Consider the following 24154-nt stretch of genomic DNA (forward strand, 5'->3'; position numbering starts at 1 on the left):
AAGGGAGTTCGCATGCCCAAGTTCTACGCGCGTCGACGGCTCGGTTTCCTCGCCGCGTTCACCGGACTCATAGCCTCCGCCGGGCTCCTCAACGGCCCGGCCGCCTCCGCCGCCCTCCCCACCCCGGTCAGCGGCGCCACCGCCCGCTCCTACCTCGCCACCCTCACGGTGAAGACGGAGAGCCGCACCGGCTACGACCGCGACCTCTTCCCGCACTGGATCACGCAGTCCGGCGCCTGCAACACCCGCGAGACCGTCCTCAAGCGCGACGGCTCGGGCGTCGTCACCGACTCCTCCTGCGCCGCCACCAGCGGCAGCTGGTACTCCCCCTACGACGGCGCCACCTGGTCAGCCGCCGCCGACGTGGACATCGACCACCTCGTCCCGCTCGCCGAGGCCTGGGACTCGGGCGCCGGAGCCTGGACCACCTCCCGGCGCCAGTCCTTCGCCAACGACCTGACCCGCCCCCAGCTCCTCGCGGTCACCGACAACGTCAACCAGTCCAAGGGCGACCAGGACCCGGCCACCTGGATCCCCTCGCGCACCGCCTACCGCTGCACATACGCCCGAGCCTGGGTACAGGTGAAGTACTACTACGACCTCTCGGTGGACTCCGCCGAGAAGTCGGCCCTGCAGAACCAGCTCGCGAACTGCTGAAGCCCCGTCCACCACGTGTTCGGCGCGGAGCCTGCCCGTCGGCCTCCGTCGTTCCGTACCGTACGGGGCGACGGAGGAGGGGATCACCATGGCCGGACTGCGCCTGGGACCACTGCTGAGATACACCGACGGCTCGTGCGCGACCGTCTGGGTCGAGACCGACCGGCCCTGCACCGCCGAGGTGCGCTGCGCCGACGGCGCCCGGGGCACGGCCCGCACCTTCCGCATCGCGGGCCACCACTACGCCCTGGTCCAGGTGAGCGGCCTGACGCCGGGCACGGCGACCGCGTACGAGGTCTTCCTCGACGACACGCGCGTGTGGCCGCTGCCCGACTCGCGCTTCCCGCCGTCGGTGATCGCCACGTCCCCGGCCGACGGGGACATGCGCATCGCCTTCGGTTCGTGCCGCTGGGCCGCGCCCCCGGCCGGCGGGAAGGACCCGGTGGGCCCCGACGCGCTGGACACCCTGTCCGCCCGCATCGCGGCCGATCCGGAGGGTGCCCGGCCCGACCTGCTGCTCCTACTGGGCGACCAGGTGTACGCCGACGAGGTCTCCGACGCCACGCGCGAGTGGATCTCCGGCCGCCGGAGCCTGGACCGGGCGCCGGGCGACCAGGTCGCGGACTACGAGGAGTACAGCCACCTCTACGACGAGTCGTGGACCGACCCGGACGTGCGCTGGCTGCTGTCCACCGTGCCCAGCTGCATGATCTTCGACGACCACGACGTCATCGACGACTGGAACACCTCCGCCGCCTGGCTCGCCGACATGCGGGCCACCGACTGGTGGAACGAACGGCTGCTGAGCGGGCTGATGTCCTACTGGGTCTACCAGCAGCTCGGCAACATGTCCCCCGACGAGCTGGCCGCCGACCCCCTCTACGCGGCCGTCCGCGAGAGCGACGACGGCACCGAGGCGCTCCGCAAGTTCGCCGCCCGGGCGGACACCGACCCGGCCTCCGTCCGCTGGAGCTACCGGCGCGACTTCGGGCGCGTACGGCTGCTGATGGTCGACTCCCGCGCGGCCCGCGTCCTGGAGGAGGACCGCCGCACGATGCTCGACCCGGGCGAGGCCGCCTGGCTGCGCGAGCAGGTCATGGACGAGCGGGACTCCTACGACCACCTCCTGATCGGCACCTCCCTGCCGTGGCTGCTGCCCCACCTGGTGCACGACGTCGAGGCGTGGAACGCCGCGATCTGCGGCGGCGAACGGGGCGCGCGCTGGGCCCGGCAGGGCGAGAAGATCAGGCGCGGCGCGGACCTGGAGCACTGGGCGGCCTTCCCGTCCTCCTTCGACGCCCTCGCGGACCTGATCGCCGAGGCCGGCACCGGGCCGGGGGCGCCCGCGACGGTGAGCGTGCTGTCCGGCGACGTCCACCACGCCTACGTGGCCGAACCGTCCTGGCCGGGGCGCGCCCCCGACGCCCGGGTGGCACAGCTGACCTGCTCCCCCGTCCACAACTCGGTACCGCTCTCGATCCGGCTCGGCTTCCGCTTCGGCTGGAGCGCCCCGGCGCGGGCCCTCGGCCGGCGCATCGCCCGGCACGGACGCTGCGCGGCGCCCGCGGTGGGCTGGCGCAAGACCGGCGGCCCCTGGTTCGGCAACCAGATCATGACGCTGACCCTGCGGGGGCGCTCGGCCCGGCTGCGCCTGGAACAGGCGCGGGCGGAACAGGACGGGACGCCCGCCCTGCGGACGATCACGGAGCGGGAACTGGCGTAGACACGAGGCGGACGGGCGGAGCCGGGTAGGAAACAAGTCATGCGGGCAGGCTCCGCTTTAGGTGTGGGAGCGCTCCCACCTGTGGTGTGGACCGCCGTCGAAGCACAACCGCACGTCACGTCATGGCCTAATGTTGAACTTGCAAGTACTCATTAGGCTCACCTAACGTGGGCAGCCCACTCGGTTCCGTCCCCCACCGGCCCCCCTCGGGCCGGCCCGACCGAAGGAGCACCCCCCACATGTCCGGACGCCTCGACAGCGCCCAGCCCTACGCCCTCGGCCTGTTCCGCATAGTCGTCGGCCTGCTCTTCGCCTGCCACGGCGCCGCCTCCCTCTTCGGCGTCCTGGGCGGCGCGTCGGGCTCCGGCGGCACGATCGACGCCGGCACCTGGCCGGGCTGGTACGCGGCCGTCATCCAGCTGGTCGGCGGCACCCTCGTACTGCTCGGCCTCGGCACCCGCGCCGCCGCGCTCGTCTCCTCGGGCTCCATGGCCTACGCGTACTTCAAGGTCCACCAGCCGAGCGCCCTGTGGCCGATGGAGAACGGCGGCGAGGCCTCGGCCATGTTCTGCTGGGCCTTCCTGCTGCTCGTCTTCACCGGTTCCGGCGCCTTCGGCCTGGACCGCCTGCTCGCCCGGCGCACGTCCGAGCGGGGGGAGTCCGTCGCCGAGCGGAAGACCCCGGTCGCGGCCTGATCCGGGCCGAACGGCCTCCGGCCGGGGCGCGGCCCCGCACGCCCCGACCACCCCCCCTCGCGAGCGGACACCCCGCCACGTGAGGGGGTGAACACCCCTTCCAGGTGAACGCTCCGTGGTGAAGACCCGAGCCCCCTGTGAACTGTCTGTCACACCCCCGGCGTACGCTGTATGGCTGTCACCGGCCGCTCCTGCCGTCCCCGCGTCCCGCGGCATGGCCCGGCCCACGGGGGAGGAACGGGGAGTTGTGGTGGTCGAAGGTCTCGGCAGTATCGGTTCGCTGGTCAGCAGTCCATGGATCTATGTGGTGGTGGCCGTCTCCGTGCTCCTCGACATCTTTCTGCCGGTCCTGCCGAGCGGTGTGCTGGTGATCACGGCGGCCACCGCGGCCGCCGCGGGATCGGGCGCGGCGGCGGCCGGGCGGGTCCCGCAGGACGTGCCCGACATCCTGGTCCTGACGCTGTGCGCGGCGACCGCCTCGGTCCTCGGCGACCTGGCGGTCTACCGCCTCGCCTGGCGCGGCGGTCCGCGTCTGGACCGCGCCATCGCCCGTTCCCGTCGCCTGGCGACGGCGCAGGAACGTCTCGGCGGGGCGCTCGCCCGCGGTGGCGGCGCCCTGGTCGTCGTGGCCCGTTTCGCCCCGGCCGGGCGCTCGGTGGTCTCCCTGCTCGCCGGCACCGCCCACCGCCGGGTGCGCGAGTTCCTCCCCTGGTCGGCCCTGGCCGGACTGGCCTGGGCCGCCTACAGCGTCGCCCTCGGCTACTTCGGCGGCCAGTGGCTGGGCGCCACCTGGCTGGCGACCGGGGTGTCACTGGCCGCCCTCTTCGGCGCGGGCGCGGGGGCCGCGTACCTGATGCGCCGCCGGCCCCGGGCGACGGAGGCTTCGTAGCGGACGGGTCCCGCGGAGGGCGCGCGCCGGTCCACGGCCGCGGGGGCAAGGAGCGTCACGAGGCCTTCCGGGCGCCGGCACCTCCCCGTACCTCCAGGCCGTCCAGCAGCTCGGCCGTGGCCGCGGTGATCGTCTCCACGGCCCGCTCGAAGACCTCCCGGTTGTGCGCGGCCGGCGCGCGGAACCCCGAGACCTTGCGCACGTACTGCAGGGCGGCGGCCCTGATCTCGTCCCCGGTGGCCTCCTCGGCCAGCACCGGCGGACGCAGTGTCTTGATGCTGCGGCACATGAGGTCAGTCTCCCTTCTCCAGGTCCACCCGCCAGTCGTTCGACCGGATCCAGTGGCCCTTCGGATACTCGAAGTCGGCCTGTCCCAGCAGGGTGAAGCCGGCCCTGCGGCAGACCGCGTTGGAGGCGGCGTGGCCGACGTCCGGGAAGGCGTGCAGATACCGGTGCGGGCCGGCGGCGCGGGCGGCCCGCATCACCGCGCGGGCCGCCCGGACGGCCAGCCCGCGCCCCTGGAACTCGGCCAGCACCGCCCATCCGGTCTCCCAGACCTCGGCGCCCCGCCAGGTCCGCTGCCAGTACCCGATCGAGCCGACGGTCTCGCCACCGTCCGCCAGCGCCACCCGGTACATCCGTCCCGTCCTCAGCTCGGTGTACCTCCTGTGCCGGCCGAGGAGCTGCTCCTCGCTCTCCGGGCCGCCCAGGTGCGCGGTCATCTCCGGGCTGTTGGTCCTGCGCAGCAGCCACAGGTCCTGCTCCGCCCAGGGGATCAGGCGCACCCGCTCCGCGTCGCTCCCGCTCCACTCGCCCACGCCGTCCATGCTCCTCACGGTAGAGCAGGGGTCTGACACCGGCCCCGGCCGCGAGGGCCACCCTTTCGCGTGAACCACCGAAGGGAACGCGCGCCTCAAAATCGAACAGGCGTATCATTGGGCCGTGGCTACGACCTATGACTTCCCCAGTGACCTCCTCGCCGGTCAGGAGGAACTGCACCAGGTCCGGGCCGAGCTGACGGCCCTGCTGAAGAGACTCCCCTGGTCCGTCGAGCCACTCGACGGCTTCAGCGACGACAACGGCTGGCGCAAGGTCGAGCGCCCGGCCTCCCCCGGCTGGTCGGCGGACGAGCAGGCCGAGGTGGAGAAGCTCCGGCGGCGCGAGCGCGAACTCGCCGTGTTCGTCAGCACCCACCGCTACTGGGCGCAGATCACCGGCCCCGACCAGGTGGACGCCCGCTCGGAGCTGAAGCGGGCCCATGACGCCCCGCCCGGCGACGCCCCGGCGGCGGAGGCGTGAGACGGACGGGACGGACACCGCCCCGAGGCGGCCTCGGCGCGGACACGCGAAAGGCCCCCGGAAGATCTCCGGGGGCCTTCGCACCGACGACGACGGCGCCGGTCCTGGTGGGCGCGGACGGTTTCGAACCGCCGACATCCTGCTTGTAAGGCAGGCGCTCTACCCCTGAGCTACGCACCCAGGACGAGTCGACAGCCTACATGGCCCCCGGCGGTGCGCCGCAACGCGCGGGGGGCTCGGGACCGCGGGCGGGGGGTTATCCCCACCCCCGATCCGCCGGTGACCCGGATCCCGCCGGGGCCCGCCGCTCCGTACGGTCGAGGAGTCTCGCCGCACCGGGTCCCGCACCGCGGATCGTCCCGGTGGCGCCTCGTCGTCCGTCCTTGGGGGAAACCGTCATGTCCCGCCGCATCCTTCCGGTCCGCGCGCTCGCCACCGCCGGAGCCGTCGCCGTCCTCGTCGCCGGCCTCGGCGCCTGCGCCTCCGCCGACGAGGACAAGGACCCCGACCACCGCACCTTCGCCTTCCAGGGCTCCACGCTGACCATCGACGCCGACGACTCCGGGCTGGAGATCGTGGCCGCCGACGGCAACCCGTCCGGCAAGGCCGAGGTGACCAGGTGGTTCCAGGGCTCGGTCGCCATCGGCTCCGACCCGGAGGTGACCTGGAGCATGGACGGCGACCGGCTGAAGCTGCGGACGCACTGCACCGGAGTGGTCGCCGACTGCGCCACCAAGCACCGCGTCGAGGTGCCGCGCGGCGTCGCCGTCAAGGTGAGGTCCGACGACGGCAGCGTGCGGGCACACGGCTTCCGGGACGGCCTGGAGATCCGTACGGCGGACGGGTCGGTGCGCGTCAGCGACTCCTCCGGGCCGCTGGAGATGCACAGCGACGACGGTTCGCTGCGCGCGGACGTCTCCGCCCGGCAGGTGAAGGCGTCGACCCGGGACGGCTCGGTCCGCCTGGTGCTCGCGACCGTGCCGGACCTGGTCGAGACCCGCAGCGACGACGGCTCCGTGACCGTCTCCCTGCCCCGGGAGACCTACAAGGTGTCCGCCGAGAGCGACGACGGCTCGGTCGACGTGTCCGTGCCCCGGGACGACGCGAGCTCCCACGTGGTGAACGCGCGGACCCAGGACGGCGAAGTCACGGTCCGAACCGCGAACTGACCGGCCCGTGTGTTCGTCCCTTACGGGTGGGAGAATGGACCCGGGCAGGACGGACGACACGGGAGAGGGATGTGACGGCGACACCATCGCAGCCGTACTCGCCGATGGTGCCGCGCGCGCGGCGCCTGCCGCACCGCTCCCGCCGGCGTCGCCCGCCCGGCGCCCTCCGGGACACCCTCACCCTCGTGGGGCTGCCGTTCCTCGCCGCGCTCGCGCTGCCCGCCGCGTTCGCCGGGGGCGGCACCCGGCGCTGGTTCGGCGGACGGGCCGAGAGCCAGCGGGCCGAGGCGCAGGCCGCGAAGGACGACGCGGCGGCCGCCTTCTACGAGCTGGACACCGCCCAGCGGGACCTGCGGATCTCGGTCGAGACGATCGCGGCCGTCGACGCCTCCCCCGCCGCCCGGCGCGCGGTCACCGCCTTCGAGGCGCTCGGCCGGCGCATCGACGAGGTCAGCCACCAGTACATCGACGCCGTCGACGCCCACGACCTGGACCGGGACGACCTGGAGGCGTCCGCCGCCTCCCGCGCCCGTGACGACCTGACCGCCGCCAGGACCGAACTCGGCCGGGTCAAGCAGGAACTGGACCGCTTCGCCGAGGGACTCGGCCCGCTGCTCGGCAAGGCCGAGACCCAACTGGCCCGGCTGGCGCCCGCCGTCGAACGCGCCCGGCAGGCCCTCCTCGCCGCCTCCGACGCCCTCGACACCGCACGGGAGGCCGGGCTGCGGGCGGACGACCTCGCCGCCCGGCTCGCCGCCCTGGGGCCGGAACTCACCCGGCTGAACCAGGGCGCCGGCCGGCACGGTGTGCCCCAGACCCTCGAACGGGCCGAACGAGTCACCCGGGAGGCCGAGTCGGTCCGCGCCGAGGCCGAGCGGCTGCCGGAGCGAGCCGCCGAGATCGATCACCGTCTGGTCTCCCTGCGCACCCGCGCCCAGGCCCTGACCACCCGCAGCGAACAGGTCGAGCCGGTGCTGAGCGAGCTGCGTCGGCGCTTCACCGCCGCGTGCTGGCAGGACCTCCAGCACGTGCCGGACCAGGCCGGGGAGTCGGTCCGGCAGGCCGAGCGGAAACTGGCCGAGGCCCGGACCGCCCGCGACGAACAGCGCTGGCCGGACGCCACCGCTCTGCTGTCGACCGTACGGGCGCTGCTGAACGCGACCGACGAGGCCGTCTCCGCCGCCGGTGACCGGCTGGGGCGGCTGAACGCGGTGCAGAAGAACCCCGAGCAGGAGATCGAACGCACCCGCTTCGCGATCCGTGACGCCCAGCGCCTGGCCATGGCGGGCCGCAACACCCCCGACCCCCGGCACGCGCGCCCCCTGGACGAGGCCGTGGCCCGGCTGGAGCGGGCGATCACCACGCTGGAGGGACGGCACCCCGACTACTGGCACTTCCTGACCGAGACGGAGGGGGTCCGGCACACGGTGGCCGACGTGGTGGCCGGTATCCGGGAGGAACGCGGAGCCGGCCACTGACCACCGGGCGACGGCCGCCGGGCCACCGACCGCCCGTCCGCCCGGCGTGCTGCCCCACCCGGCCTGCTGTCCCGCCCGGCGGGCTGTCCCCGCCCGGCCTGCTGCCCCGCCCGGCGGGCTGTCCCGCCCGGCCAGGGTCACCCCGCCGGACCGAGGTCCCCGCCGGACCGAGGTCCCCGCCGGACCGGACGTCCCCCAGCCGGCCGGGGTTTCCCCGCCGGAGCTGCCTGCCCGGCCCGGCCGGTTAACCTGTGCGCATGCCTCGCTACGAGTACCGCTGCCGGACCTGCGGCGACACCTTCGAACTGAGCCGCCCCATGGCCGAGTCCTCCGCCCCCGCCGCCTGCCCGGGGGGCCACGACGACACGGTGAAGCTGCTGTCGACGGTCGCGGTCGGCGGCTCGACCTCCGCGCCCGCCCCGGCGCCCTCGTCGGGCGGCGGCGGAGGAGGCGGCGGCTGCTGCGGCGGAGGCTGCTGCGGCTGACCGCCCCGCCCGGGCGACGGGCCCCAGTGGCGCGGACCGCAGGTGCCGCGCCGGCTCACCCTCCGGTTCCACCCCGCCGAATAATCCCGGCACGGCGAGGAACACGAGAGGGAAGCCGTCCAACCGCCGAGGCCGATCGAACCGGAGTCCTCCATGCCGTACAGCCCGAAGGTGCCGCACCCGAGGCCGATCCCGGCCGTCGGCGTCCTCGCCCCGGCCGTCGGTTGCGGCAGTAGGTCTCGCGGCCGTCCTCAGGCTCCCTTCAGCTGCGGTTTCCTAGCGTGGTCGGCATGACAGCCAGCGCAGTGCAGACGGCCGCGGGCAGCGGTGCGGCACCGGAGTGGATCAACGACCTCATGGACGGGCTGGGCGCGCCGGGCGCCGGCCTGGCCATCGCTCTGGAGAACCTCTTCCCTCCCCTGCCGAGCGAGGTGATCCTGCCGCTCGCCGGGTTCGCGGCCAGTTCCGGCCGGATGAACCTGATCGCCGTCCTGCTGTGGACGACGGCGGGCTCGGTGATCGGCGCGCTCGCGCTGTACGGGATCGGCGCCCTGCTCGGCCGGGACCGGACGGTGGCGATCGCGGGCAAGCTGCCGCTGGTGAAGGTGTCCGACATCGAGAAGACGGAGGCGTGGTTCCTGAAGCACGGGACCAAGGCCGTCTTCTTCGGCCGGATGATCCCGATCTTCCGCAGCCTGATCTCCGTACCGGCGGGTGTGGAGCGGATGCGGCTGCCCGTCTTCCTCGGCCTGACCACGCTGGGCAGTGCGATCTGGAACACCGTGTTCGTGCTCGCGGGTTACGCGCTCGGGGACAACTGGTCCCAGGTGTCCGGCATCGCCTCCACGTACTCGAAGGTGATCCTCGCGGTCGCCGCCCTGGCGCTGCTGGTCTTCGTCGGCATGCGACTGATGCGCCCGGGCGCCGGTCACCGCAGGCGGGGCGACGGACGAGGCCGCGGGCAGGACGTACGCCGCCCGGCCGACGACGACGACCGCTCCGGCACCGGTGACGGTGCCGGGGACCAGGACGCCGCCGGCCGGGACGCCGGGGTCAGCGGGCCGGACGCGCCGCGTGCAGGAACTCCCGCAGGATCCGCTCACCGGCCAGCACACCGCGCTCGGGCAAGGCGCTGATCGCCGGGGCCGTCCAGTCGGAGTCGGCCAGCTCCCCGTGGCCGGGGCGCCATCCGCGGTCCGCGACGAGGAGCAGGTCGGCGTCGAGGAGAGAGTCGCCGGCGGCGAGGGTGAGATCCGCGCCGGTGCGGCGGGCGACCTCGCGCACGGCGGCGCTCTTGGTGAGCGGCTTCGGGACGGCGTAGATCTTGCGGCCCTGGAGGGACACCGTCCAGCCGCGGTTCTCGGCCCACACGGCGAGTTCCTTCACCCACTCCTCGGGGAGCAGCTCCCGCTCGACGACGAGGTAGGCGAAGAGGTCCTCGGCGACCCGGTGCTTGCGTACCCACAAGGGGTCGGCGGTGTGCATGAGGTGGTCGCGGACCTCGGCCAGCGAGGCGCACTCGTCGGCCAGCCGTGCGGTCACCCGCGCGTGCCAGTCCGGGTCGGAGACGCCGTCCACCAGCAGGTGCCCGCCGTTGGCGCAGATCGCGTACTTCGACGGGGGGCCGGGGAGGTTGATGCGCTGGTACTGCTTGCGGGTCCGGGTGGTGGTCGGCACGAACACCGCCGCGTCACCGAGGTCGGTCAGCAGCCGGGCCGCCGTCTCCGTCATGTAGGAGAGGGGTCTGCTCTCGTAGACCTCCACGCACAGCAGCCGCGGTGCCCTCAGGTCGGGCATGGTCAGCCCCAGGGCGGCGGCGGAGTAGATGAGCGTGCGGTCGAGGTCGCTCGCGACGAGTACCGGCATCAGAGCGCCACCGCCTTGCCGTCGGCGCCGGTCGCGCCCCGCGTGTACTTGGGGTGGATCAGCCCTACGCAGGTGTAGGGGAGGTCTGCGCTCTCCTCCACGGGTACGCCCCGTTGTTCGGCCAGCAGGCGCACGTGGTCCAGGTCGGCGCCCGCGCCGGCTCGCGCGAGCACCTTCCACGGCACGCGGCGCAGCATCACGCGGGTGGTCTCGCCGACGCCGGGCTTGACGAGGTTCACGTCGTGGATGCCGTACTCCTCGCTGATGCGCTCGACGGCGGCCCAGCCCTCCCAGGTGGGCGTGCGGTCGGCGGCCAGCAGCTCCTTGGTCTGGGCGTCGACCGTGTCGGCGACGTCCGGGAACCGGGCGGAGACGGCGTCGAGGAACGCCGTCGACAGGTCGGCGCCGGCGAGTTCGCGGTAGAACTTCGCGCCGTGGAAGTCGTGCGGGCCGACCAGGTCGGCGCGGAGCACGGTGCGCGAGATCAGCCCGGAGACGGTGGAGTTGAGGCAGGCGGAGGGGATGAGGAAGTCGTCGCGGGTGCCGTAGGTGCGTACGCAGGAACCGGGGTCGGCCAGGACGGCGATCTCGGGGTCGAAGCCGGTGATGCCGTCGGAGGCCTCGAAGGCGCGCAGGGCGGCGGCGAGTTCACGGGTGATGGCGCCCTTGCCGGTCCAGCCGTCCACGAAGACGACGTCGGCGGGGTCGTGACGGCCGGCCAGCCAGCGCAGGGCGTTGGCGTCGATGCCGCGGCCCCGGACGATCGACACGGCGTAGTGGGGGAGGTCGAGGCCGTGACGGAACCGCGCCCAGCGGCGCATCAGGATGCCGACGGGTGTGCCCGCGCGGGCGAGGGAGACCAGCACGGGGCGGGGCGAGCGTTCGGTGAGCACGATCTCGGTGACGGCGCCGACGGCGCGGGCCAGCCGGGCGGCGGACGTCGCCAGCGCCGCGTGGAACAGCTCCTGGTACTGCTCGCTGGGCTGGTACTCCACGGGCAGCGACTCCGCGTAGTGCGCGCCGCCGCTCTGGATGGCCTCCTCGCGCTCCTCGGTCGGCGCCTCGAGCGTCACGTCCGACAGGTCCTGGAGCAGCCAGCCGACCTCGTCGGCCGCGTACGAGGAGAAGTCGGGGCCGCGCAGGGGCTCGGACAGCATGGAGGGCCTTTCGGAGGCGTGCGGGGTCCGCGGGACGTACGACGGGACGACCGCGAGCAGGACGTGCGGGACATGGGCGGCGAGCCGGGCCGGCAGTCCGTCACAGGCGTGCAGGGCGGGGGTGTCGGCGGCCGAGTCGACGACGGCGACCACGGCGTCGAAGCCGCCGCCCGCGACGTTGTAGGCGTAGCGCTCGCCGGGGCCGTCGGCCGGGTCGTCGTGCGCGGGGAAGACCAGGCGGGTACGTATCGCGTAGCCGGGGTCGTCGACCGCGAGGACGGGAGAGCGGGTGGTGGTGGAGTAGCGCACCTCGGCGTCGACGGTCCGCTCCAGCGCGTGGGCCAGGCGCAGCGGGGCGTACATCAGCTCCTCGAAACCGAGGACGAGCACACGGCGGGCGCCCGTGGGCAGTGCCCCGGCGATCCGCGCCGCCATGTCCGGCAGCGCGTTCTCCAGCCGCTCCCGGTGGGCGGCCGTGAAGCCGTGCCGCCCGCCGTCGGGGACCCCGTCGGGCCAGCGCAGGTCGACGCGGGCGACGCGGCCGGCGACTCCTCCGGCATCGGCGCCGGCACCCGCGCGCGTCCCCTCGTCCTCGTACCGCGCGACCAGTTCCCGCCCCTTGTCCAGCACCCCCGGCGGCAGCCGGACCGTGCCCGAGGCGGCCGTCACCAGGTCGACGCGGGCGCCGATCTCGCGGGCGAACTCCTCCAGCCGGCCCGCGTCGGCGGGCGAGCGCATGTCGACCAGGGCCACCACGACGTACCGCTCGCGGGGGTAGCGCTCGTGCAGGGCGCGCACGGTGTTGAGCACCGTGTTGCCGGTGGAGAACTCGTCGTCGACGAGGACCAGCGCCCCGTCCCCGGCCAGCAGCGCCGGATCCTCGGGCAGCAGCAGGTGCGAGGTCGCGTGCGAGTGGGACTCCTCGAAGCCGCCCGCCCGGGCGACCCCGGCGACCGGACGGCGGGTGGAGTGCAGGTACGGGGCCGGCCCGAGGCCGTCGGCGACCGAGTGGCCGAGGCCGGTGGCGGTCTCCGCGTAGCCGAGGACGACGGCCCTCTCGGCCTCCTCGTCGCCGAGCAGGTCACGGACGCGCCGGCCGAGGGCGACGCCGTGGCCGTACACCACGGAGGGCGACTGCGGGACGTGCTTGCCGAGCACGTTCGAGACGAGCAGGTGCGCCCGCTTGGGGTTGCGGCGCAGGGCGAGGCCCAGCAGGCCGGTCAGCGTGTCGTCGCCCGCGAGTTCGACGCCGAGCCGCTCGGCCACCCAGCTCCCGGACCAGACCTCGGCCCGCCCCTCGGCGCGCGCCCTCTCCGTCATGTACTCGTGCCTCCCGTTGTCCACCGCGGCATGGGTCCTTGCGTCGGTCATGGATTCCTTGCGTTCATTCGGCCAGTCCGGCGGCGAGCAGTTCCACGAAGCCGATGTCCTCGTTGGCCACCCCGAAGACCTCGGCGCGCAGCAGCGTCCGTTCGGCCCAGGCGCGGTGGGGCTTCACCTCGTTCATCTTGTTCGTGTAGGCCGACCGCAGGACACCCCCACCGCAGCGTTCCGGCCGCAGGATGTCCTGGGCGTCGCTGAACTCCTCGTGGCTGACGACGGAGAGCGCGTGCACGGGCAGCACGTGCGAGGGGTGGATGCAGGTCTTGCCCAGCAGGCCGTTGGCGCGGTCCAGGGAGATCTCCCGCAGCAGACCGTCCATGGAGTGTTCGATCAGCTTCTGGCGCAGTGCGACGGCCTGGCCCTCCAGGAAGGGGCTCTGCCGCAGCTGCGGTTTGAACATCCGCTCCTGGACGCGGAAGTACTCCCAGACCGGTCCGGTCACCGTGAATCCGGTGCCGTCGACCCGGGCCAGCATGTTCACCACGTCGGCGATCACGGAGGCGACGATCTGGATGTCGTACGCCGTCATGTCGGGGCCTCTGCGCAGCCCGTAGGAGGAGCAGAAGTCGGTCACGCCGAGACGCAGGGCGAGCACCCGGTCGCGGTACTTGTCGACGGCGCGGAAGATGCCCTCCAGCGTCTGCACACGGGACTCCCGGTACAGCAGGTCGGGCGACTCCAGCACGGGCATGGCGAAGAGCCTGCGGTCACAGGCCGCCTCGGCGGTGGAGAGCGCCTCCAGGAAGGGCACGCCGCGTTCCTCGGTGAACTTCGGCAGCACGAATCCCGACAGCAGCCGCACCGCGGGGCCGAGGCGCCGTACGAGGTCGGGGATCTGCTCGGGGGTGCGGACCCGGACGAACAGCAGGGGGACGTCGGCGCCGGGACGTTCCGCCAGGTCCGTGAGCTGACGGACGAGGTTCTCCTCGCCGACCGGTACGTCGGCGTCGTCGATCGAGTCCTCCAGGCACAGCACCATCGAGACCACGCCGCCGGCGCCCTGCTTGAGGATGTCGTCGGCCAGTCTGGGCCGGGTGGCCGGACTGTAGAGCGTGGCGCCCAGGGCCGCGGCCAGCAGCCGGGCCGGCGAGTCCGCCGTGAAGGTGCAGGGCTCCTTGTGGAAGAGGCGCTTCCGCACTTCGGGGGCAATCTGCCCGAAATGACGCATGAGAACTCCCCCGCTAGTGTCTGGGCGACCTGCGAACTGTCCGAAGGTGGCCGGTAATAGTACGTACGTATCCATGTCGGAGGTTCCCACCGGGCATGAATTCCAGGTAACCCGGTCGTGTCGACGGCGGCGACCGGGGTGAGACGACACGACCCCGAGTACCCGCCCCCCACATTGTCGTGACCAGGACCGAGAGGGCAGGATGACGGTATGACGCACGCGATGCTGAAGGGGTCGAACGTCCCGCTGCAAGCCACAACGGTACGCGCCGTACTGCGCTGGGCGCCCGGGCAGGGGGTCCCCGACGTCGACGCCTCCGCGTTGCTCCTGGGGCCGGACGACCGCGTGCGCTCCGATGAGGACTTCGTCTTCTACAACCAGCCCCGGCATCCCTCGGGCCAGGTCTGGCGGCTGGGCAAGAAGCGGGTCGCCGAGGACCTGACCGACACGATCCAGACAGACCTGACCGGGGTCGAGGCCGCGGTGGGCCGGATCCTGCTGGTCGCGTCGGCGGACGGCGTCTCCTTCGACCGGGTCCGTTCCCTGCGCATCCTGCTGTACGACGCCTCGGCCGCCGACGCGGAACCGCTGGCGTACTTCGACGTCAAGCCGGAGACGGGCCAGGAGACGGCGCTGATCTGCGGCGAGCTGTACCGGCGCGGGGAGGGCTGGAAGTTCCGGGCGCTGGGCGAGGGCTATTCGAACGGACTCAAGGGCCTGGCGACCGACTTCGGCATTTCGGTGGACGAGTCGGAGGGGGCGGGCGACCCCATGTCGGCCCCGCGGCCCGCGTCGTCCCCGCACACGTCCGACCAGGACCGGTCCGCTCCCCCGCGGCCCACCCCCGCGCAGGCCGCGCCCGTCCCGCCGACCGCCGGTCCGGACGAGCCGACGACCGTGCAGCCCCTCCCGGAGGTCTCGCGTCCGCTGCCGCCCGAGCGGCCCACGGGGGTACCGGCCCAGCCCGCCTACGGCTATCCGCAGCAGCCGCCGGCGGCCCAGCCGGCCTACGGCTATCCGCAGCCGACCGGCCGGCCGGCCTACGGATATCCGCAGGCGCCCGCCGCCGCGGGGGTCAGCGGTGCGCAGGCCGGCTACGGCTACCCGCCGCCGGCCACCGGGGCGCCTGACCCGGATTTCCGGCTGCCGCCGCAGGGCCCCCAGTTCGTCGGACGCTAGCCGCCGCGGCAGGGCCGGGCGTCAGCGCTCGGCCTTGCTCTTGTGTCCCCGGCCCCATTGCAGGCCCCACCCGTACAGCCGGTCCAGCTCGCCCTGGAAGCCGTACACGAACTTCACCTCGCGGCGGACGAACATCTCGCCCTTCACGTTCTCGATCATCACCACGGCGCAGGACCGGGCCTGCGGGTGACGCTCGTCGAGGCCTATCTCGATGCGCGGGCCGTTGCTCGGGTACAGCGTGACGATGGCGTGGGTCCGGTCGAAGGCCGGGGTCTGGTCGTAGATGTAGGCGAAGAGCAGGAGCCGCTTGATGGCGTCCTTGTGGTCGAGGTTGACGTAGATCGTCTCGCCGGAGGCGGAGCCGAACCGGTCGTCGCCGCTGAGCTTGACGTACGGCGGGGCGTTGACGTCGCCCAGGAATCCGCCGAGCGGCTGGACGACCCCGCGGGTGCCGTCCTGGAGCTCGTAGAGACAGCCGAGGTCGAGGTCGACGTTGACCATGCTCTGGCTGTGGCCGATGACCTCGGGGGGCTTGAGCGCCTTGAAGGGGTGCCGCAGCAGGCTCTCGCGCTGCGAGCCCATGATGTCCGAGGTCCGCATCCGCCAGGTGAGGTTGACCCGCAGGTTGCCGGTCGCCGCGCCCTGCCGGTCCAGGGAGACCTGGCTGTGCCGTTTCGTCAGCTGGATGGAGTTGCTCGCCGCGCTGCCCGAGTCGAACTCGTTCTCGCGACCGCGCCACAGCCCGTCAAAGAAGCCCATTCCCGCCCCCACCTTCACTCGACCGTCGAACGCCGACACAGACCGCTGACGCAGACCGCCGACGGGGCGGCCCCGAGGAATCGTCCTCGTCGGCCGCCCCGCACAGAGCGTTCCTCGTCCGGGCCCTGTTCACACCAACGGAGCAGGCGCACCGGGGGTGAACCCGGCCCGGAGAGAGCAGGCTTTCACACCCCGGAGGAGACCTCCGCCTTCTCCTTGCCGCCGTCGCCCCCGGCCGCGGCGAGCCGCTTGTTGCGGCGGACCGAGGACCAGAAGGAGGCGCCGATCAGGACGACGCCGATCATGCCGGTGATGAACTCGTTGATCTCGTACTGGATGGTCACCAGGAGGACGGCGGCGAGGGCGCCGATGGCGTAGTGGGCGCCGTGCTCCAGGTAGACGTAGTCGTCGAGGGTGCCCTCGCGGACCAGGTAGACCGTCAGGGACCGGACGTACATGGCGCCGATGCCGAGGCCGAGGGCCATCAGGACGATGTCGTTGGTGATGGCGAAGGCGCCGATGACGCCGTCGAAGGAGAACGACGCGTCCAGGACCTCCAGGTAGAGGAACATGAAGAACGCCGCCTTGCCGGCCAGCTTGACGGCCGACTTGGGCTTGCCGGCGCGCTCGGCCTGCTCCTCGGCCTCGTGCTCGCGCTCCTCTTCCTCCTCGAGCTTGTCCTCGAAGAACCCGGAGAGGCCGCCGACGACCAGATAGGTGATCAGACCGGCGATACCGGAGAGCAGGACCGTCTCGGCCTTGTCGGCGTGCGTGCCGCCGTGCTGGTGGGCGTGTGCGCCGAAGGTGATGGCGGAGACCAGCAGCACGATCAGGGCGATGCAGACCGACAGCATGTCGACCTTGCCGAGCTTGGCCAGCGCGCGCTCCAGCGGAGCGAGCCACTTGATCTCCCGGTCCTCGAAGATGAAGTCGAGGAAGATCATCAGGAGGAACATGCCACCGAAGGCGGCGATCGACGGATGGGCGTCCGTCACCAGCTCCTGGTAGCGGTCCTTGTCGGTGAGCGCGAGGTCGACGGCCTCGATCGGCCCGAGCGACGCGCTGATCGCGACGATCACGACCGGGAAGACCAGGCGCATACCGAAGACGGCGATCAGAATGCCGATGGTGAGGAAGATCTTCTGCCAGAAGGCATTCATCTTCTTCAGGATCCCGGCGTTGACCACCGCGTTGTCGAAGGACAGCGAGATCTCCAGGACGGACAGGATCGCCACGACGCCGAAGGCGGCCCACCCCCCGTAGAAGACCGCGGCCACCAGGCCGAGCGCGGTGACCGCGAACGACCACCCGAAGGTTTTCAGAACCACTGGCTACCCAATCGTATGTGTACGGGGCTCCCCCGCGCCGTACGCGGCTTTACGAAACGTTGACTCCGAAGTCTAGAGCGATGCCCCGGAGCCCCGACGCGTACCCCTGCCCCACCGCGCGGAACTTCCATTCACCCTGGTAACGGTAGAGCTCACCGAAGATCATCGCGGTCTCCGTGGAAGCGTCCTCGCTGAGGTCGTACCGGGCGAGCTCCTGGCCGTCGGCCTGGTTGACGACCCGGATGAAGGCGTTGCTGACCTGGCCGAAGGTCTGGCCCCGCTCGTCGGCCATGTGGATCGAGACCGGAAAGACGATCTTGTCGCAGTGGGCCGGCACCGCCGAGAGGTCGACCAGCACCGACTCGTCGTCACCGTCACCCTCACCGGTGAGGTTGTCGCCGGTGTGCTCGACCGATCCGTCCGGGCTCTTGAGCTGGTTGTAGAAGACGAACCACTCGTCGCCGAGCACCCGGCCGCTGCTGCACACCAGTGCGCTGGCGTCCAGGTCGAAGGGTGCTCCGGTCGTGGAACGCGCGTCCCAGCCCAGCCCGACCAGTACCTGTGTGAGGTTCGGTGCGGCCTTGGACAGGGAGACGTTGCCTCCCTTGGCAAGCGTGACGCCCATGGTGATCCCTCCCCGGGTGATGGTTCTCGGGTTTCCTGCGCGTCCGGCGCCGCACGTAAACCGTGCGGCGCCGGACGGTCGGGGCTGTCGCCCCGGACGTAGCGGTGACTCAGACGTTCACGCCGAAGTCCTGCGCGATGCCGCGCAGGCCCGAGGCGTAGCCCTGGCCGATGGCGCGGAACTTCCACTCCGCACCGTGCCGGTACAGCTCACCGAAGACCATGGCGGTCTCGGTGGAGGCGTCCTCGCTGAGGTCGTACCGGGCGATCTCGGCGCCGCCGGCCTGGTTGACGACGCGGATGAACGCGTTGCGCACCTGGCCGAAGGACTGCTGGCGGTTCTCGGCGTCGTAGATCGAGACCGGGAAGGTGATCTTCTCGACGTCGGCGGGGACGGTGGCGAGGTCGATCTTGATCTGCTCGTCGTCGCCCTCGCCCTCACCGGTGAGGTTGTCACCGGTGTGCTCGACCGATCCGTCCGGGCTCTTCAGGTTGTTGAAGAAGATGAAGTGCGCGTCGCTGGCGACCTTGCCGCCGCTGTTCAGCAGCAGCGCGCTGGCGTCGAGGTCGAAGTCGGTACCGGTCGTGGTGCGGATGTCCCACCCCAGACCGACGATGACCGCGGTGAGGCCGGGGGCCTCCTTGGTCAGCGAAACGTTGCCGCCCTTGCTGAGGCTGACTCCCACGGGTCCTCCATTGGTGTCCAGGGGCGGGGAGCCCCGTAGTGCGTGGATATCGGATCAACGATTCGATCCTAGTGACGGGTTCCCGCCCCCCGCAGGCCCTGGGACCGACGAATCGCTCGGTGTCGACCGGAGTCGGTGCCGATCAGAGGGAGTCGAGCGCCTTCACGTACTCGGTCAGGTCGCGGGCGTCCGGCAGGCCGTTGCGCACGGTCCAGCGGACGACGCCCTCCCGGTCGATGATGAAGGTGCCGCGGACGGCGCACCCCTTGTCCTCGTCGAAGACGCCGTAGGCGCGCGAGACGTTGCCGTGCGGCCAGAAGTCGGACAGCAGCGGGTACTCCAGGCGCTCCTGCTCGGAGAAGACGCGCAGGGTGTGGATGGAGTCGTTGGACACGGCGAGCACCTGGGTGTCGCGGTCGGAGAACTGCGGAAGGTTGTCGCGCACCTCGCACAGCTCGCCGGTGCACACACCGGTGAAGGCGAAGGGGTAGAAGAGCAGCACGACGTTCTTGCGGCCGCGGAAGTCGGACAGCCGGACGGTCGCGCCGTGGTTGTCCTTGAGTTCGAAGTCGGGGGCCTTCTCGCCGACCTGGATCGTCATGTCCTGTTCGTCCCTTCCGAGGATGGTTCGCTGGAAACACCCTACGCAGGGACCGTCACGGACCCACGGACGGGCCGACGGCGGTCGGCCCGTCCGGAGTCGGGGTGGTGCGGAGCCCGGCCGGCTACCGCTTGGACTTGGCGGCCTTGGGCGTCGCCAGTCGGCTGCCGCTCCAGTCCTTGCCGACGCTGACGCTCTTGGACGCCGTCAGTCCGGCCGTCGTCGCGGCTTCCGAGATGTCACTGGCCTCGACGTACCCAGACCGGCCGGTCTTCGGCGTCAGAAGGAGGATCGACCCGCCCTCTTCGATGTACGTGGTGGCATCCACCAGCGCATCCGTCAGGTCGCCGTCGTCGTCACGGAACCACAGCACGACGGCATCGGCCACGTCCTCGTAGTCCTCGTCCACCAGCTCGCCCTCGACGGCGCCCTCAATGGCCTCGCGGAGCTCCTGGTCGACGTCGTCGTCGTAGCCGATCTCCTGGACCACCTGCCCGGGCTGGAAACCCAGCCTGGCGGCAGGGTTCGTCCGCTCCTCCGCGTGGTCCGCGGTCGCGCTCACGGGTTGCCTCCTGATCATGTCTTGGTGAATATCTCAGCCACGCGCGTGCGCGAAGCATTGGCCGTAGTCCACACGGGCGGGACGGATCGCGCAAGTACCCGGCGACTGGGACCGCCGAAACGGTGACGATCCCGGCCGTGTCGCCGCAACTCCAGCCATGCCGTCCAGACCAAAGGTGACGTACACCACACCTATCTGCCCCGTTTGCGTATTTGGGAACCACGTGTGGGTACGAGACTCGAATGAACGTGCCCCCGATCCCCATGGGGGAACCGGTTACCCCACGGTACAGATGACGTTTGCCCCCGCGAGGTACACGATGGTGAATCGGCGGGGAATCGGCGCAGACACCCGGCAAAGTGGCCCTCTGACAGCGAAGGAACAGCGTGGCTTCCGCATCCGATCGCAGTGATCGCAGCCCGATCATCATTGGCGGCCTCCCGAGTCAGGTCCCCGACTTCGACCCCGAGGAGACCCAGGAGTGGCTCGACTCCCTCGACGCCGCCGTCGACGAGCGCGGCAGGGAGCGGGCCCGCTACCTGATGCTGCGGCTGATCGAGCGGGCCCGTGAGAAGCGCGTGGCCGTGCCCGAGATGCGCAGCACGGACTACGTCAACACCATCCCGACCAAGAGCGAGCCGTTCTTCCCGGGCAACGAGGAGATCGAGCGCAAGATCCTCAACGCGACCCGCTGGAACGCGGCGGTCATGGTCTCGCGTGCCCAGCGGCCCGGCATCGGCGTCGGCGGCCACATCGCGACCTTCGCCTCCTCGGCGTCCCTGTACGACGTGGGCTTCAACCATTTCTTCCGCGGCAAGGACGACGGTGACGGCGGTGACCAGGTCTTCTTCCAGGGCCACGCCTCGCCGGGCATCTACGCCCGCGCCTACCTGCTGGACCGGCTCGACGAGGAGCACCTGGACGGCTTCCGGCAGGAGAAGTCCAAGGCGCCGAAGATGCTGTCGTCGTACCCGCACCCCCGGTCGATGCCGGACTTCTGGGAGTTCCCGACGGTCTCGATGGGTCTCGGCCCGATCGGGGCGATCTACCAGGCGCGGATGAACCGCTACATGCACGCGCGCGGGATCGCGGACACCTCGCGCTCGCACGTGTGGGCCTACCTCGGCGACGGCGAGATGGACGAGCCCGAGTCGCTGGGCCAGCTCTCCATCGCCGCCCGCGAGGGCCTGGACAACCTGACCTTCGTCGTCAACTGCAACCTCCAGCGCCTGGACGGCCCGGTGCGCGGCAACGGCAAGATCATCCAGGAGCTGGAGTCGGTCTTCCGGGGCGCCGGCTGGAACGTGATCAAGCTGGTGTGGGACCGCACCTGGGACCCGCTGCTCGCGCAGGACCGCGACGGCGTGCTGGTCAACCGGATGAACACCACCCCGGACGGGCAGTTCCAGACGTACGCCACCGAGTCCGGCGCCTACATCCGCGACCACTTCTTCGGCGACGACCACCGGCTGCGCGCGATGGTCGAGAACATGACCGACGACCAGATCCTGCACCTGGGCCGCGGCGGTCACGACCACCGGAAGATCTACGCGGCGTACAAGGCGGCCCTGGAGCACAAGGGCCAGCCGACGGTCATCCTCGCCAAGACGATCAAGGGCTGGACGCTGGGGCCGAACTTCGAGGGCCGCAACGCCACGCACCAGATGAAGAAGCTGACGGTCGACGACCTCAAGCGCTTCCGCGACCGGCTGCACCTGCCGATCTCCGACAAGGAGCTGGAGTCCGGCCCGCCGCCGTACTACCACCCCGGGCGGGACACGGAGGAGATCCAGTACATGCACGACCGCCGGCTGGGGCTCGGCGGCTACGTCCCGACCCGCGTCGTGCGGTCGAAGCCGCTCGCGCTGCCGGACGACAAGACGTACGCGACCGTGAAGAAGGGGTCCGGCCAGCAGTCCATCGCCACGACGATGGCCTTCGTGCGGCTGCTGAAGGACCTCATGCGGGACAAGGAGCTCGGCAAACGGTTCGTGTTGATCGCGCCGGACGAGTACCGCACGTTCGGCATGGACTCCTTCTTCCCGAGTGCGAAGATCTACAACCCGCTCGGGCAGCAGTACGAGTCGGTGGACCGGGAGCTGCTGCTCGCCTACAAGGAGGCGCCGACCGGGCAGATGCTGCACGACGGCATCTCGGAGGCGGGCTGCACGGCCTCGCTGATCGCGGCGGGATCGGCGTACGCCACGCACGGCGAGCCGCTCGTCCCGGTGTACGTCTTCTACTCGATGTTCGGTTTCCAGCGCACCGGTGACCAGTTCTGGCAGATGGGCGACCAGTTGGCGCGCGGTTTCGTGCTGGGCGCGACCGCGGGCCGTACGACCCTGACCGGTGAGGGGTTGCAGCACGCGGACGGCCACTCGCAGCTGCTGGCCTCGACGAACCCGGCGTGCGTGGCGTACGACCCCGCCTTCGGCTTCGAGATCGCGCACATCGTCAAGGACGGGCTGCGCCGGATGTACGGCGGGGACGAGCAGCACCCGCACGGCGAGGACGTCTTCTACTACCTCACCGTCTACAACGAGCCGATCCGGCACCCGGCCGAGCCCGAGAACGTGGACGTCGAGGGCATCCTCAAGGGCATCCACCGCTTCAGCGAGGCCACGGGCGGTTCGATCCCGGCGCAGATCATGGCGTCCGGTGTCGCGGTGCCGTGGGCCGTTCAGGCGCAGCGGATCCTCGCCGAGGAGTGGGACGTACGGGCCGACGTCTGGTCGGCGACCTCCTGGAACGAGCTGCGGCGCGACGCGGTGGCCTGTGAGGAGCACAACCTGCTCCACCCCGAGGAGGAGCAGCGCGTCCCGTACGTGACGCGCAAGCTGGCCGGTGCGCAGGGCCCGTTCGTGGCGGTCTCCGACTGGATGCGGGCGGTTCCGGACCAGATCGCGCGCTGGGTGCCGGGCACGTACCAGTCGCTGGGCGCGGACGGGTGGGGCTTCGCGGACACGCGCGGTGCGGCGCGGCGGTTCTTCCACATCGACGCGGAGTCGATCGTGGTGGGAGTGCTGAGCGAACTGGCGCGGGAGGGGAAGGTCGACCGGTCGGTGCTGAAGCAGGCGGTGGACCGGTACCGGCTGCTCGATGTGACGGCGGCCGACCCGGGCGTGGCCGGCGGGGACGCCTAGGCGCGGGCACGGCGTCCGGGGCGGCGGGGTTCCGACTCCGCCGCCCCGGGCGGCCTCCGGGCTCCCTACGATGCGGGGATGACGCGTACGGGCGAGGGCATCGAGGGGCGGACGGCACGGGAACGTTGGGAGCGGCGCACCCAGCGGCCGCTGCTGGCGCTGGCCGTGCTGTTCGCCGTGGCGTACGCGGTTCCCATCGTGAACAGTTCCGCGAGCGGGTCCCTGACCCGGGCGTGCGTGCTGGCGGAGTGGCTGGTGTGGGCGGCCTTCGTCGTGGACTACGTGGTGCGGCTGGTGCTCAGCGAGAACCGCCGGCGGTTCGTCCGTACGCACTGGCTGGACCTGTGCGCGGTGGCGCTGCCGATGCTCCAGCCGCTGCGGCTGCTGCGGCTGGTCTCCACCCTGCTGCTGGTCGGGCGGCGTGCCCGAATGGCCCCGCAGATCCGGCTGACGACGTACGTCGCCGGGGCGGTGGTGGGACTGCTGATGTTCGGCTCGCTCGCCGTGCTGTCCGTGGAGCGGGACGCGCCCGGCGGGAACATCCGCACGCTGGGGGACGCGCTGTGGTGGTCGTTCACCACGATGACGACCGTGGGGTACGGGGACCACGCGCCGACCACCGGCGTGGGGCGGTTGCTGGCCGTCGGCCTGATGCTGTCCGGCATCGCCCTGCTCGGTGTGGTGACGGCGAACATCGCGGCGTGGTTCCTCGCGCGCTTCGAGCGGGACGACATGGAGGAGCGGCGGCAGACCGAGGCGATCCGGGCGCTGGCGGAGGAGGTGCGGGCCCTGCGCGCGGAGGTCGCGGGGCTGAGGCGGGCCGCGGAGCCCGGGCCTGCCGGTGCTGCTCCCGCGTCCGTTCCCGGTCCCGCGTCCGTTCCCGCGTCCGTTCCCGCCTCGGCCCGTGTCCCCGCGGCCTCAGACGCTGCGGATTAGCGAAGGCGCGGGTACTCTCCCCCGACGTGGTCGCAGGTCAGAGGAGACCGTTGCCCAGGGGTGCCGCGCCGATGAGCCACAGAACCGCCAGGACCGTGTCGATGATGCCCAGGACGACCGCGACCACGGCCGGTACCGGGCGGGCCCCCGCCCGGCTTCGGCCCATGGCCAGTCGGCCGCAGACGATCGCGGCGGGGCCGAGGACGATCCCCAGCACGAAGAAGCCGGCGACCGCGCAGACGATTCCGACGACGGCGAGGGTCGCGCGATCCGGCCCGGTCCGTGACCACGTCCGGCCACGTGAGCGGGGGTGCCTGCGCGCGCCCTGTCCGAAGCTCGCCATCATCAACTCCCTGAACTCCTCATG

The 24154-nt window shown here is 71.8% G+C and carries 24 protein-coding genes and 1 tRNA gene; 12 read left to right on the forward strand and 13 right to left on the reverse strand.

Annotated features, from left to right (window positions below; genetic code table 11):
• Positions 1-12 precede the first annotated feature (12 nt).
• The 4 genes from SAM23877_RS11375 to SAM23877_RS11390 all read left to right on the forward strand — a co-directional run bounded on the left by SAM23877_RS11375 (position 13) and on the right by SAM23877_RS11390 (position 3964).
• A complete protein-coding gene (locus SAM23877_RS11375; protein WP_053130089.1) occupies positions 13-657 on the forward strand; it encodes an HNH endonuclease family protein in 645 nt (214 codons plus the stop codon).
• 88 nt (positions 658-745) lie between these two features.
• Entirely contained in the window at positions 746-2380 is a 1635-nt protein-coding gene (locus SAM23877_RS11380; protein ID WP_053130091.1) for an alkaline phosphatase D family protein, read from the forward strand.
• A gap of 239 nt (positions 2381-2619) precedes the next feature.
• On the forward strand, positions 2620-3075 hold the full coding sequence (locus tag SAM23877_RS11385) for a DoxX family protein (RefSeq protein WP_053130093.1): 456 nt from the start codon (positions 2620-2622) through the stop codon (positions 3073-3075).
• 214 nt (positions 3076-3289) lie between these two features.
• Positions 3290-3964: a DedA family protein gene (locus SAM23877_RS11390; protein ID WP_053130096.1), complete on the forward strand. Its 675-nt coding sequence runs from the start codon at positions 3290-3292 to the stop codon at positions 3962-3964.
• Positions 3965-4019: 55 nt separating this feature from the next.
• Here SAM23877_RS11390 and SAM23877_RS11395 read toward each other — a convergent pair whose 3' ends face one another.
• Positions 4020-4253 (reverse strand): DUF2277 domain-containing protein, encoded by a 234-nt coding sequence (locus SAM23877_RS11395; protein WP_053130102.1) that lies wholly within the window; start codon positions 4251-4253, stop codon positions 4020-4022.
• Positions 4254-4257: 4 nt separating this feature from the next.
• Positions 4258-4791, reverse strand: coding sequence for a GNAT family N-acetyltransferase (locus tag SAM23877_RS11400; protein WP_053130107.1), 534 nt, complete (start codon positions 4789-4791; stop codon positions 4258-4260).
• Positions 4792-4906: 115 nt separating this feature from the next.
• On the opposite strand from SAM23877_RS11400, the gene SAM23877_RS11405 reads away from it, so the two are divergent.
• Positions 4907-5263, forward strand: coding sequence for a hypothetical protein (locus tag SAM23877_RS11405; protein ID WP_053130110.1), 357 nt, complete (start codon positions 4907-4909; stop codon positions 5261-5263).
• 105 nt (positions 5264-5368) lie between these two features.
• Here SAM23877_RS11405 and SAM23877_RS11410 read toward each other — a convergent pair.
• Positions 5369-5443, reverse strand: a tRNA-Val gene (locus tag SAM23877_RS11410).
• Positions 5444-5661: 218 nt separating this feature from the next.
• Between SAM23877_RS11410 and SAM23877_RS11415 the strand changes: the two genes are divergently transcribed.
• From SAM23877_RS11415 to SAM23877_RS11430, 4 genes are all read left to right on the forward strand, one after another.
• The gene (locus SAM23877_RS11415) at positions 5662-6432 is read left to right on the forward strand and encodes a DUF4097 family beta strand repeat-containing protein (RefSeq protein WP_053130113.1); all 771 of its coding nucleotides are present in this window, start codon (positions 5662-5664) and stop codon (positions 6430-6432) included.
• 71 nt (positions 6433-6503) lie between these two features.
• A complete protein-coding gene (locus tag SAM23877_RS11420) occupies positions 6504-7910 on the forward strand; it encodes a coiled-coil domain-containing protein (protein ID WP_053130115.1) in 1407 nt (468 codons plus the stop codon).
• A gap of 257 nt (positions 7911-8167) precedes the next feature.
• Positions 8168-8395: an FmdB family zinc ribbon protein gene (locus tag SAM23877_RS11425; RefSeq protein ID WP_053130117.1), complete on the forward strand. Its 228-nt coding sequence runs from the start codon at positions 8168-8170 to the stop codon at positions 8393-8395.
• A gap of 290 nt (positions 8396-8685) precedes the next feature.
• Positions 8686-9531 (forward strand): DedA family protein, encoded by an 846-nt coding sequence (locus SAM23877_RS11430; RefSeq protein WP_053142367.1) that lies wholly within the window; start codon positions 8686-8688, stop codon positions 9529-9531.
• Here SAM23877_RS11430 and SAM23877_RS11435 read toward each other — a convergent pair.
• From SAM23877_RS11435 to SAM23877_RS11445, 3 genes are all read right to left on the reverse strand, one after another.
• The gene (locus SAM23877_RS11435) at positions 9449-10261 is read right to left on the reverse strand and encodes an HAD family hydrolase (protein ID WP_053130119.1); all 813 of its coding nucleotides are present in this window, start codon (positions 10259-10261) and stop codon (positions 9449-9451) included. The two genes, SAM23877_RS11430 and SAM23877_RS11435, sit on opposite strands and share 83 nt — an antisense overlap.
• Positions 10261-12738, reverse strand: a complete 2478-nt coding sequence (locus SAM23877_RS11440) for a phosphoribosyltransferase (RefSeq protein ID WP_107408722.1) — start codon at positions 12736-12738, stop codon at positions 10261-10263. Before SAM23877_RS11440 ends, SAM23877_RS11435 begins: the two co-directional genes overlap by 1 nt.
• A 64-nt stretch (positions 12739-12802) precedes the next feature.
• Positions 12803-13969, reverse strand: a complete 1167-nt coding sequence (locus SAM23877_RS11445) for an HpcH/HpaI aldolase/citrate lyase family protein (RefSeq protein ID WP_053130123.1) — start codon at positions 13967-13969, stop codon at positions 12803-12805.
• A gap of 210 nt (positions 13970-14179) precedes the next feature.
• On the opposite strand from SAM23877_RS11445, the gene SAM23877_RS11450 reads away from it, so the two are divergent.
• Positions 14180-15148: a TerD family protein gene (locus SAM23877_RS11450; protein ID WP_053130127.1), complete on the forward strand. Its 969-nt coding sequence runs from the start codon at positions 14180-14182 to the stop codon at positions 15146-15148.
• Between the two features lie 21 nt (positions 15149-15169).
• On the opposite strand, the gene SAM23877_RS11455 is transcribed toward SAM23877_RS11450, so the two are convergent.
• From SAM23877_RS11455 to SAM23877_RS11480, 6 genes are all read right to left on the reverse strand, one after another.
• Positions 15170-15907 (reverse strand): TerD family protein, encoded by a 738-nt coding sequence (locus SAM23877_RS11455; RefSeq protein WP_053130129.1) that lies wholly within the window; start codon positions 15905-15907, stop codon positions 15170-15172.
• A gap of 185 nt (positions 15908-16092) precedes the next feature.
• Positions 16093-17235, reverse strand: coding sequence for a DUF475 domain-containing protein (locus SAM23877_RS11460; protein ID WP_053130132.1), 1143 nt, complete (start codon positions 17233-17235; stop codon positions 16093-16095).
• Between the two features lie 49 nt (positions 17236-17284).
• Positions 17285-17860, reverse strand: coding sequence for a TerD family protein (locus SAM23877_RS11465; RefSeq protein ID WP_053130134.1), 576 nt, complete (start codon positions 17858-17860; stop codon positions 17285-17287).
• Positions 17861-17969: 109 nt separating this feature from the next.
• The gene (locus SAM23877_RS11470) at positions 17970-18545 is read right to left on the reverse strand and encodes a calcium homeostasis/redox stress adaptation protein (RefSeq protein WP_053130137.1); all 576 of its coding nucleotides are present in this window, start codon (positions 18543-18545) and stop codon (positions 17970-17972) included.
• 142 nt (positions 18546-18687) lie between these two features.
• Positions 18688-19146, reverse strand: coding sequence for a peroxiredoxin (locus SAM23877_RS11475; RefSeq protein ID WP_053130140.1), 459 nt, complete (start codon positions 19144-19146; stop codon positions 18688-18690).
• 124 nt (positions 19147-19270) lie between these two features.
• The gene (locus tag SAM23877_RS11480; protein WP_053130143.1) at positions 19271-19708 is read right to left on the reverse strand and encodes a DUF3052 domain-containing protein; all 438 of its coding nucleotides are present in this window, start codon (positions 19706-19708) and stop codon (positions 19271-19273) included.
• 386 nt (positions 19709-20094) lie between these two features.
• Between SAM23877_RS11480 and aceE the strand changes: the two genes are divergently transcribed.
• Both aceE and SAM23877_RS11490 read left to right on the forward strand, forming a co-directional pair.
• Positions 20095-22851: a pyruvate dehydrogenase (acetyl-transferring), homodimeric type gene (gene aceE / locus SAM23877_RS11485; protein WP_053130146.1), complete on the forward strand. Its 2757-nt coding sequence runs from the start codon at positions 20095-20097 to the stop codon at positions 22849-22851.
• A gap of 78 nt (positions 22852-22929) precedes the next feature.
• Complete coding sequence (locus SAM23877_RS11490; protein ID WP_079030145.1) at positions 22930-23787, forward strand: potassium channel family protein; 858 nt, start codon at positions 22930-22932, stop codon at positions 23785-23787.
• 37 nt (positions 23788-23824) lie between these two features.
• On the opposite strand, the gene SAM23877_RS11495 is transcribed toward SAM23877_RS11490, so the two are convergent.
• On the reverse strand, positions 23825-24133 hold the full coding sequence (locus SAM23877_RS11495) for a hypothetical protein (protein WP_053130149.1): 309 nt from the start codon (positions 24131-24133) through the stop codon (positions 23825-23827).
• Positions 24134-24154: the final 21 nt, after the last annotated feature.

Origin of the sequence: Streptomyces ambofaciens ATCC 23877, assembly GCF_001267885.1 — a bacterium.
Taxonomy (GTDB): Bacteria; Actinomycetota; Actinomycetes; order Streptomycetales; family Streptomycetaceae; genus Streptomyces; species Streptomyces ambofaciens.

Excerpts from the sequence above, each read along its gene's own strand:
- SAM23877_RS11375 (WP_053130089.1), top strand. The coding sequence starts at position 13 with ATGCCCAAGTTCTACGCGCGTCGACGGCTCGGTTTCCTCGCCGCGTTC.
- SAM23877_RS11380 (WP_053130091.1), top strand. The coding sequence starts at position 746 with ATGGCCGGACTGCGCCTGGGACCACTGCTGAGATACACCGACGGCTCG.
- SAM23877_RS11385 (WP_053130093.1), top strand. The coding sequence starts at position 2,620 with ATGTCCGGACGCCTCGACAGCGCCCAGCCCTACGCCCTCGGCCTGTTC.
- SAM23877_RS11390 (WP_053130096.1), top strand. The coding sequence starts at position 3,290 with ATGGCCCGGCCCACGGGGGAGGAACGGGGAGTTGTGGTGGTCGAAGGT.
- SAM23877_RS11395 (WP_053130102.1), bottom strand. The coding sequence starts at position 4,253 with ATGTGCCGCAGCATCAAGACACTGCGTCCGCCGGTGCTGGCCGAGGAG.
- SAM23877_RS11400 (WP_053130107.1), bottom strand. The coding sequence starts at position 4,791 with ATGGACGGCGTGGGCGAGTGGAGCGGGAGCGACGCGGAGCGGGTGCGC.
- SAM23877_RS11415 (WP_053130113.1), top strand. The coding sequence starts at position 5,662 with ATGTCCCGCCGCATCCTTCCGGTCCGCGCGCTCGCCACCGCCGGAGCC.
- SAM23877_RS11425 (WP_053130117.1), top strand. The coding sequence starts at position 8,168 with ATGCCTCGCTACGAGTACCGCTGCCGGACCTGCGGCGACACCTTCGAA.
- SAM23877_RS11430 (WP_053142367.1), top strand. The coding sequence starts at position 8,686 with ATGACAGCCAGCGCAGTGCAGACGGCCGCGGGCAGCGGTGCGGCACCG.
- SAM23877_RS11435 (WP_053130119.1), bottom strand. The coding sequence starts at position 10,261 with ATGCCGGTACTCGTCGCGAGCGACCTCGACCGCACGCTCATCTACTCC.
- SAM23877_RS11440 (WP_107408722.1), bottom strand. The coding sequence starts at position 12,738 with ATGACGGAGAGGGCGCGCGCCGAGGGGCGGGCCGAGGTCTGGTCCGGG.
- SAM23877_RS11445 (WP_053130123.1), bottom strand. The coding sequence starts at position 13,969 with ATGCGTCATTTCGGGCAGATTGCCCCCGAAGTGCGGAAGCGCCTCTTC.
- SAM23877_RS11450 (WP_053130127.1), top strand. The coding sequence starts at position 14,180 with ATGACGCACGCGATGCTGAAGGGGTCGAACGTCCCGCTGCAAGCCACA.
- SAM23877_RS11455 (WP_053130129.1), bottom strand. The coding sequence starts at position 15,907 with ATGGGCTTCTTTGACGGGCTGTGGCGCGGTCGCGAGAACGAGTTCGAC.
- SAM23877_RS11465 (WP_053130134.1), bottom strand. The coding sequence starts at position 17,860 with ATGGGCGTCACGCTTGCCAAGGGAGGCAACGTCTCCCTGTCCAAGGCC.
- SAM23877_RS11475 (WP_053130140.1), bottom strand. The coding sequence starts at position 19,146 with ATGACGATCCAGGTCGGCGAGAAGGCCCCCGACTTCGAACTCAAGGAC.
- SAM23877_RS11490 (WP_079030145.1), top strand. The coding sequence starts at position 22,930 with ATGACGCGTACGGGCGAGGGCATCGAGGGGCGGACGGCACGGGAACGT.
- SAM23877_RS11495 (WP_053130149.1), bottom strand. The coding sequence starts at position 24,133 with ATGATGGCGAGCTTCGGACAGGGCGCGCGCAGGCACCCCCGCTCACGT.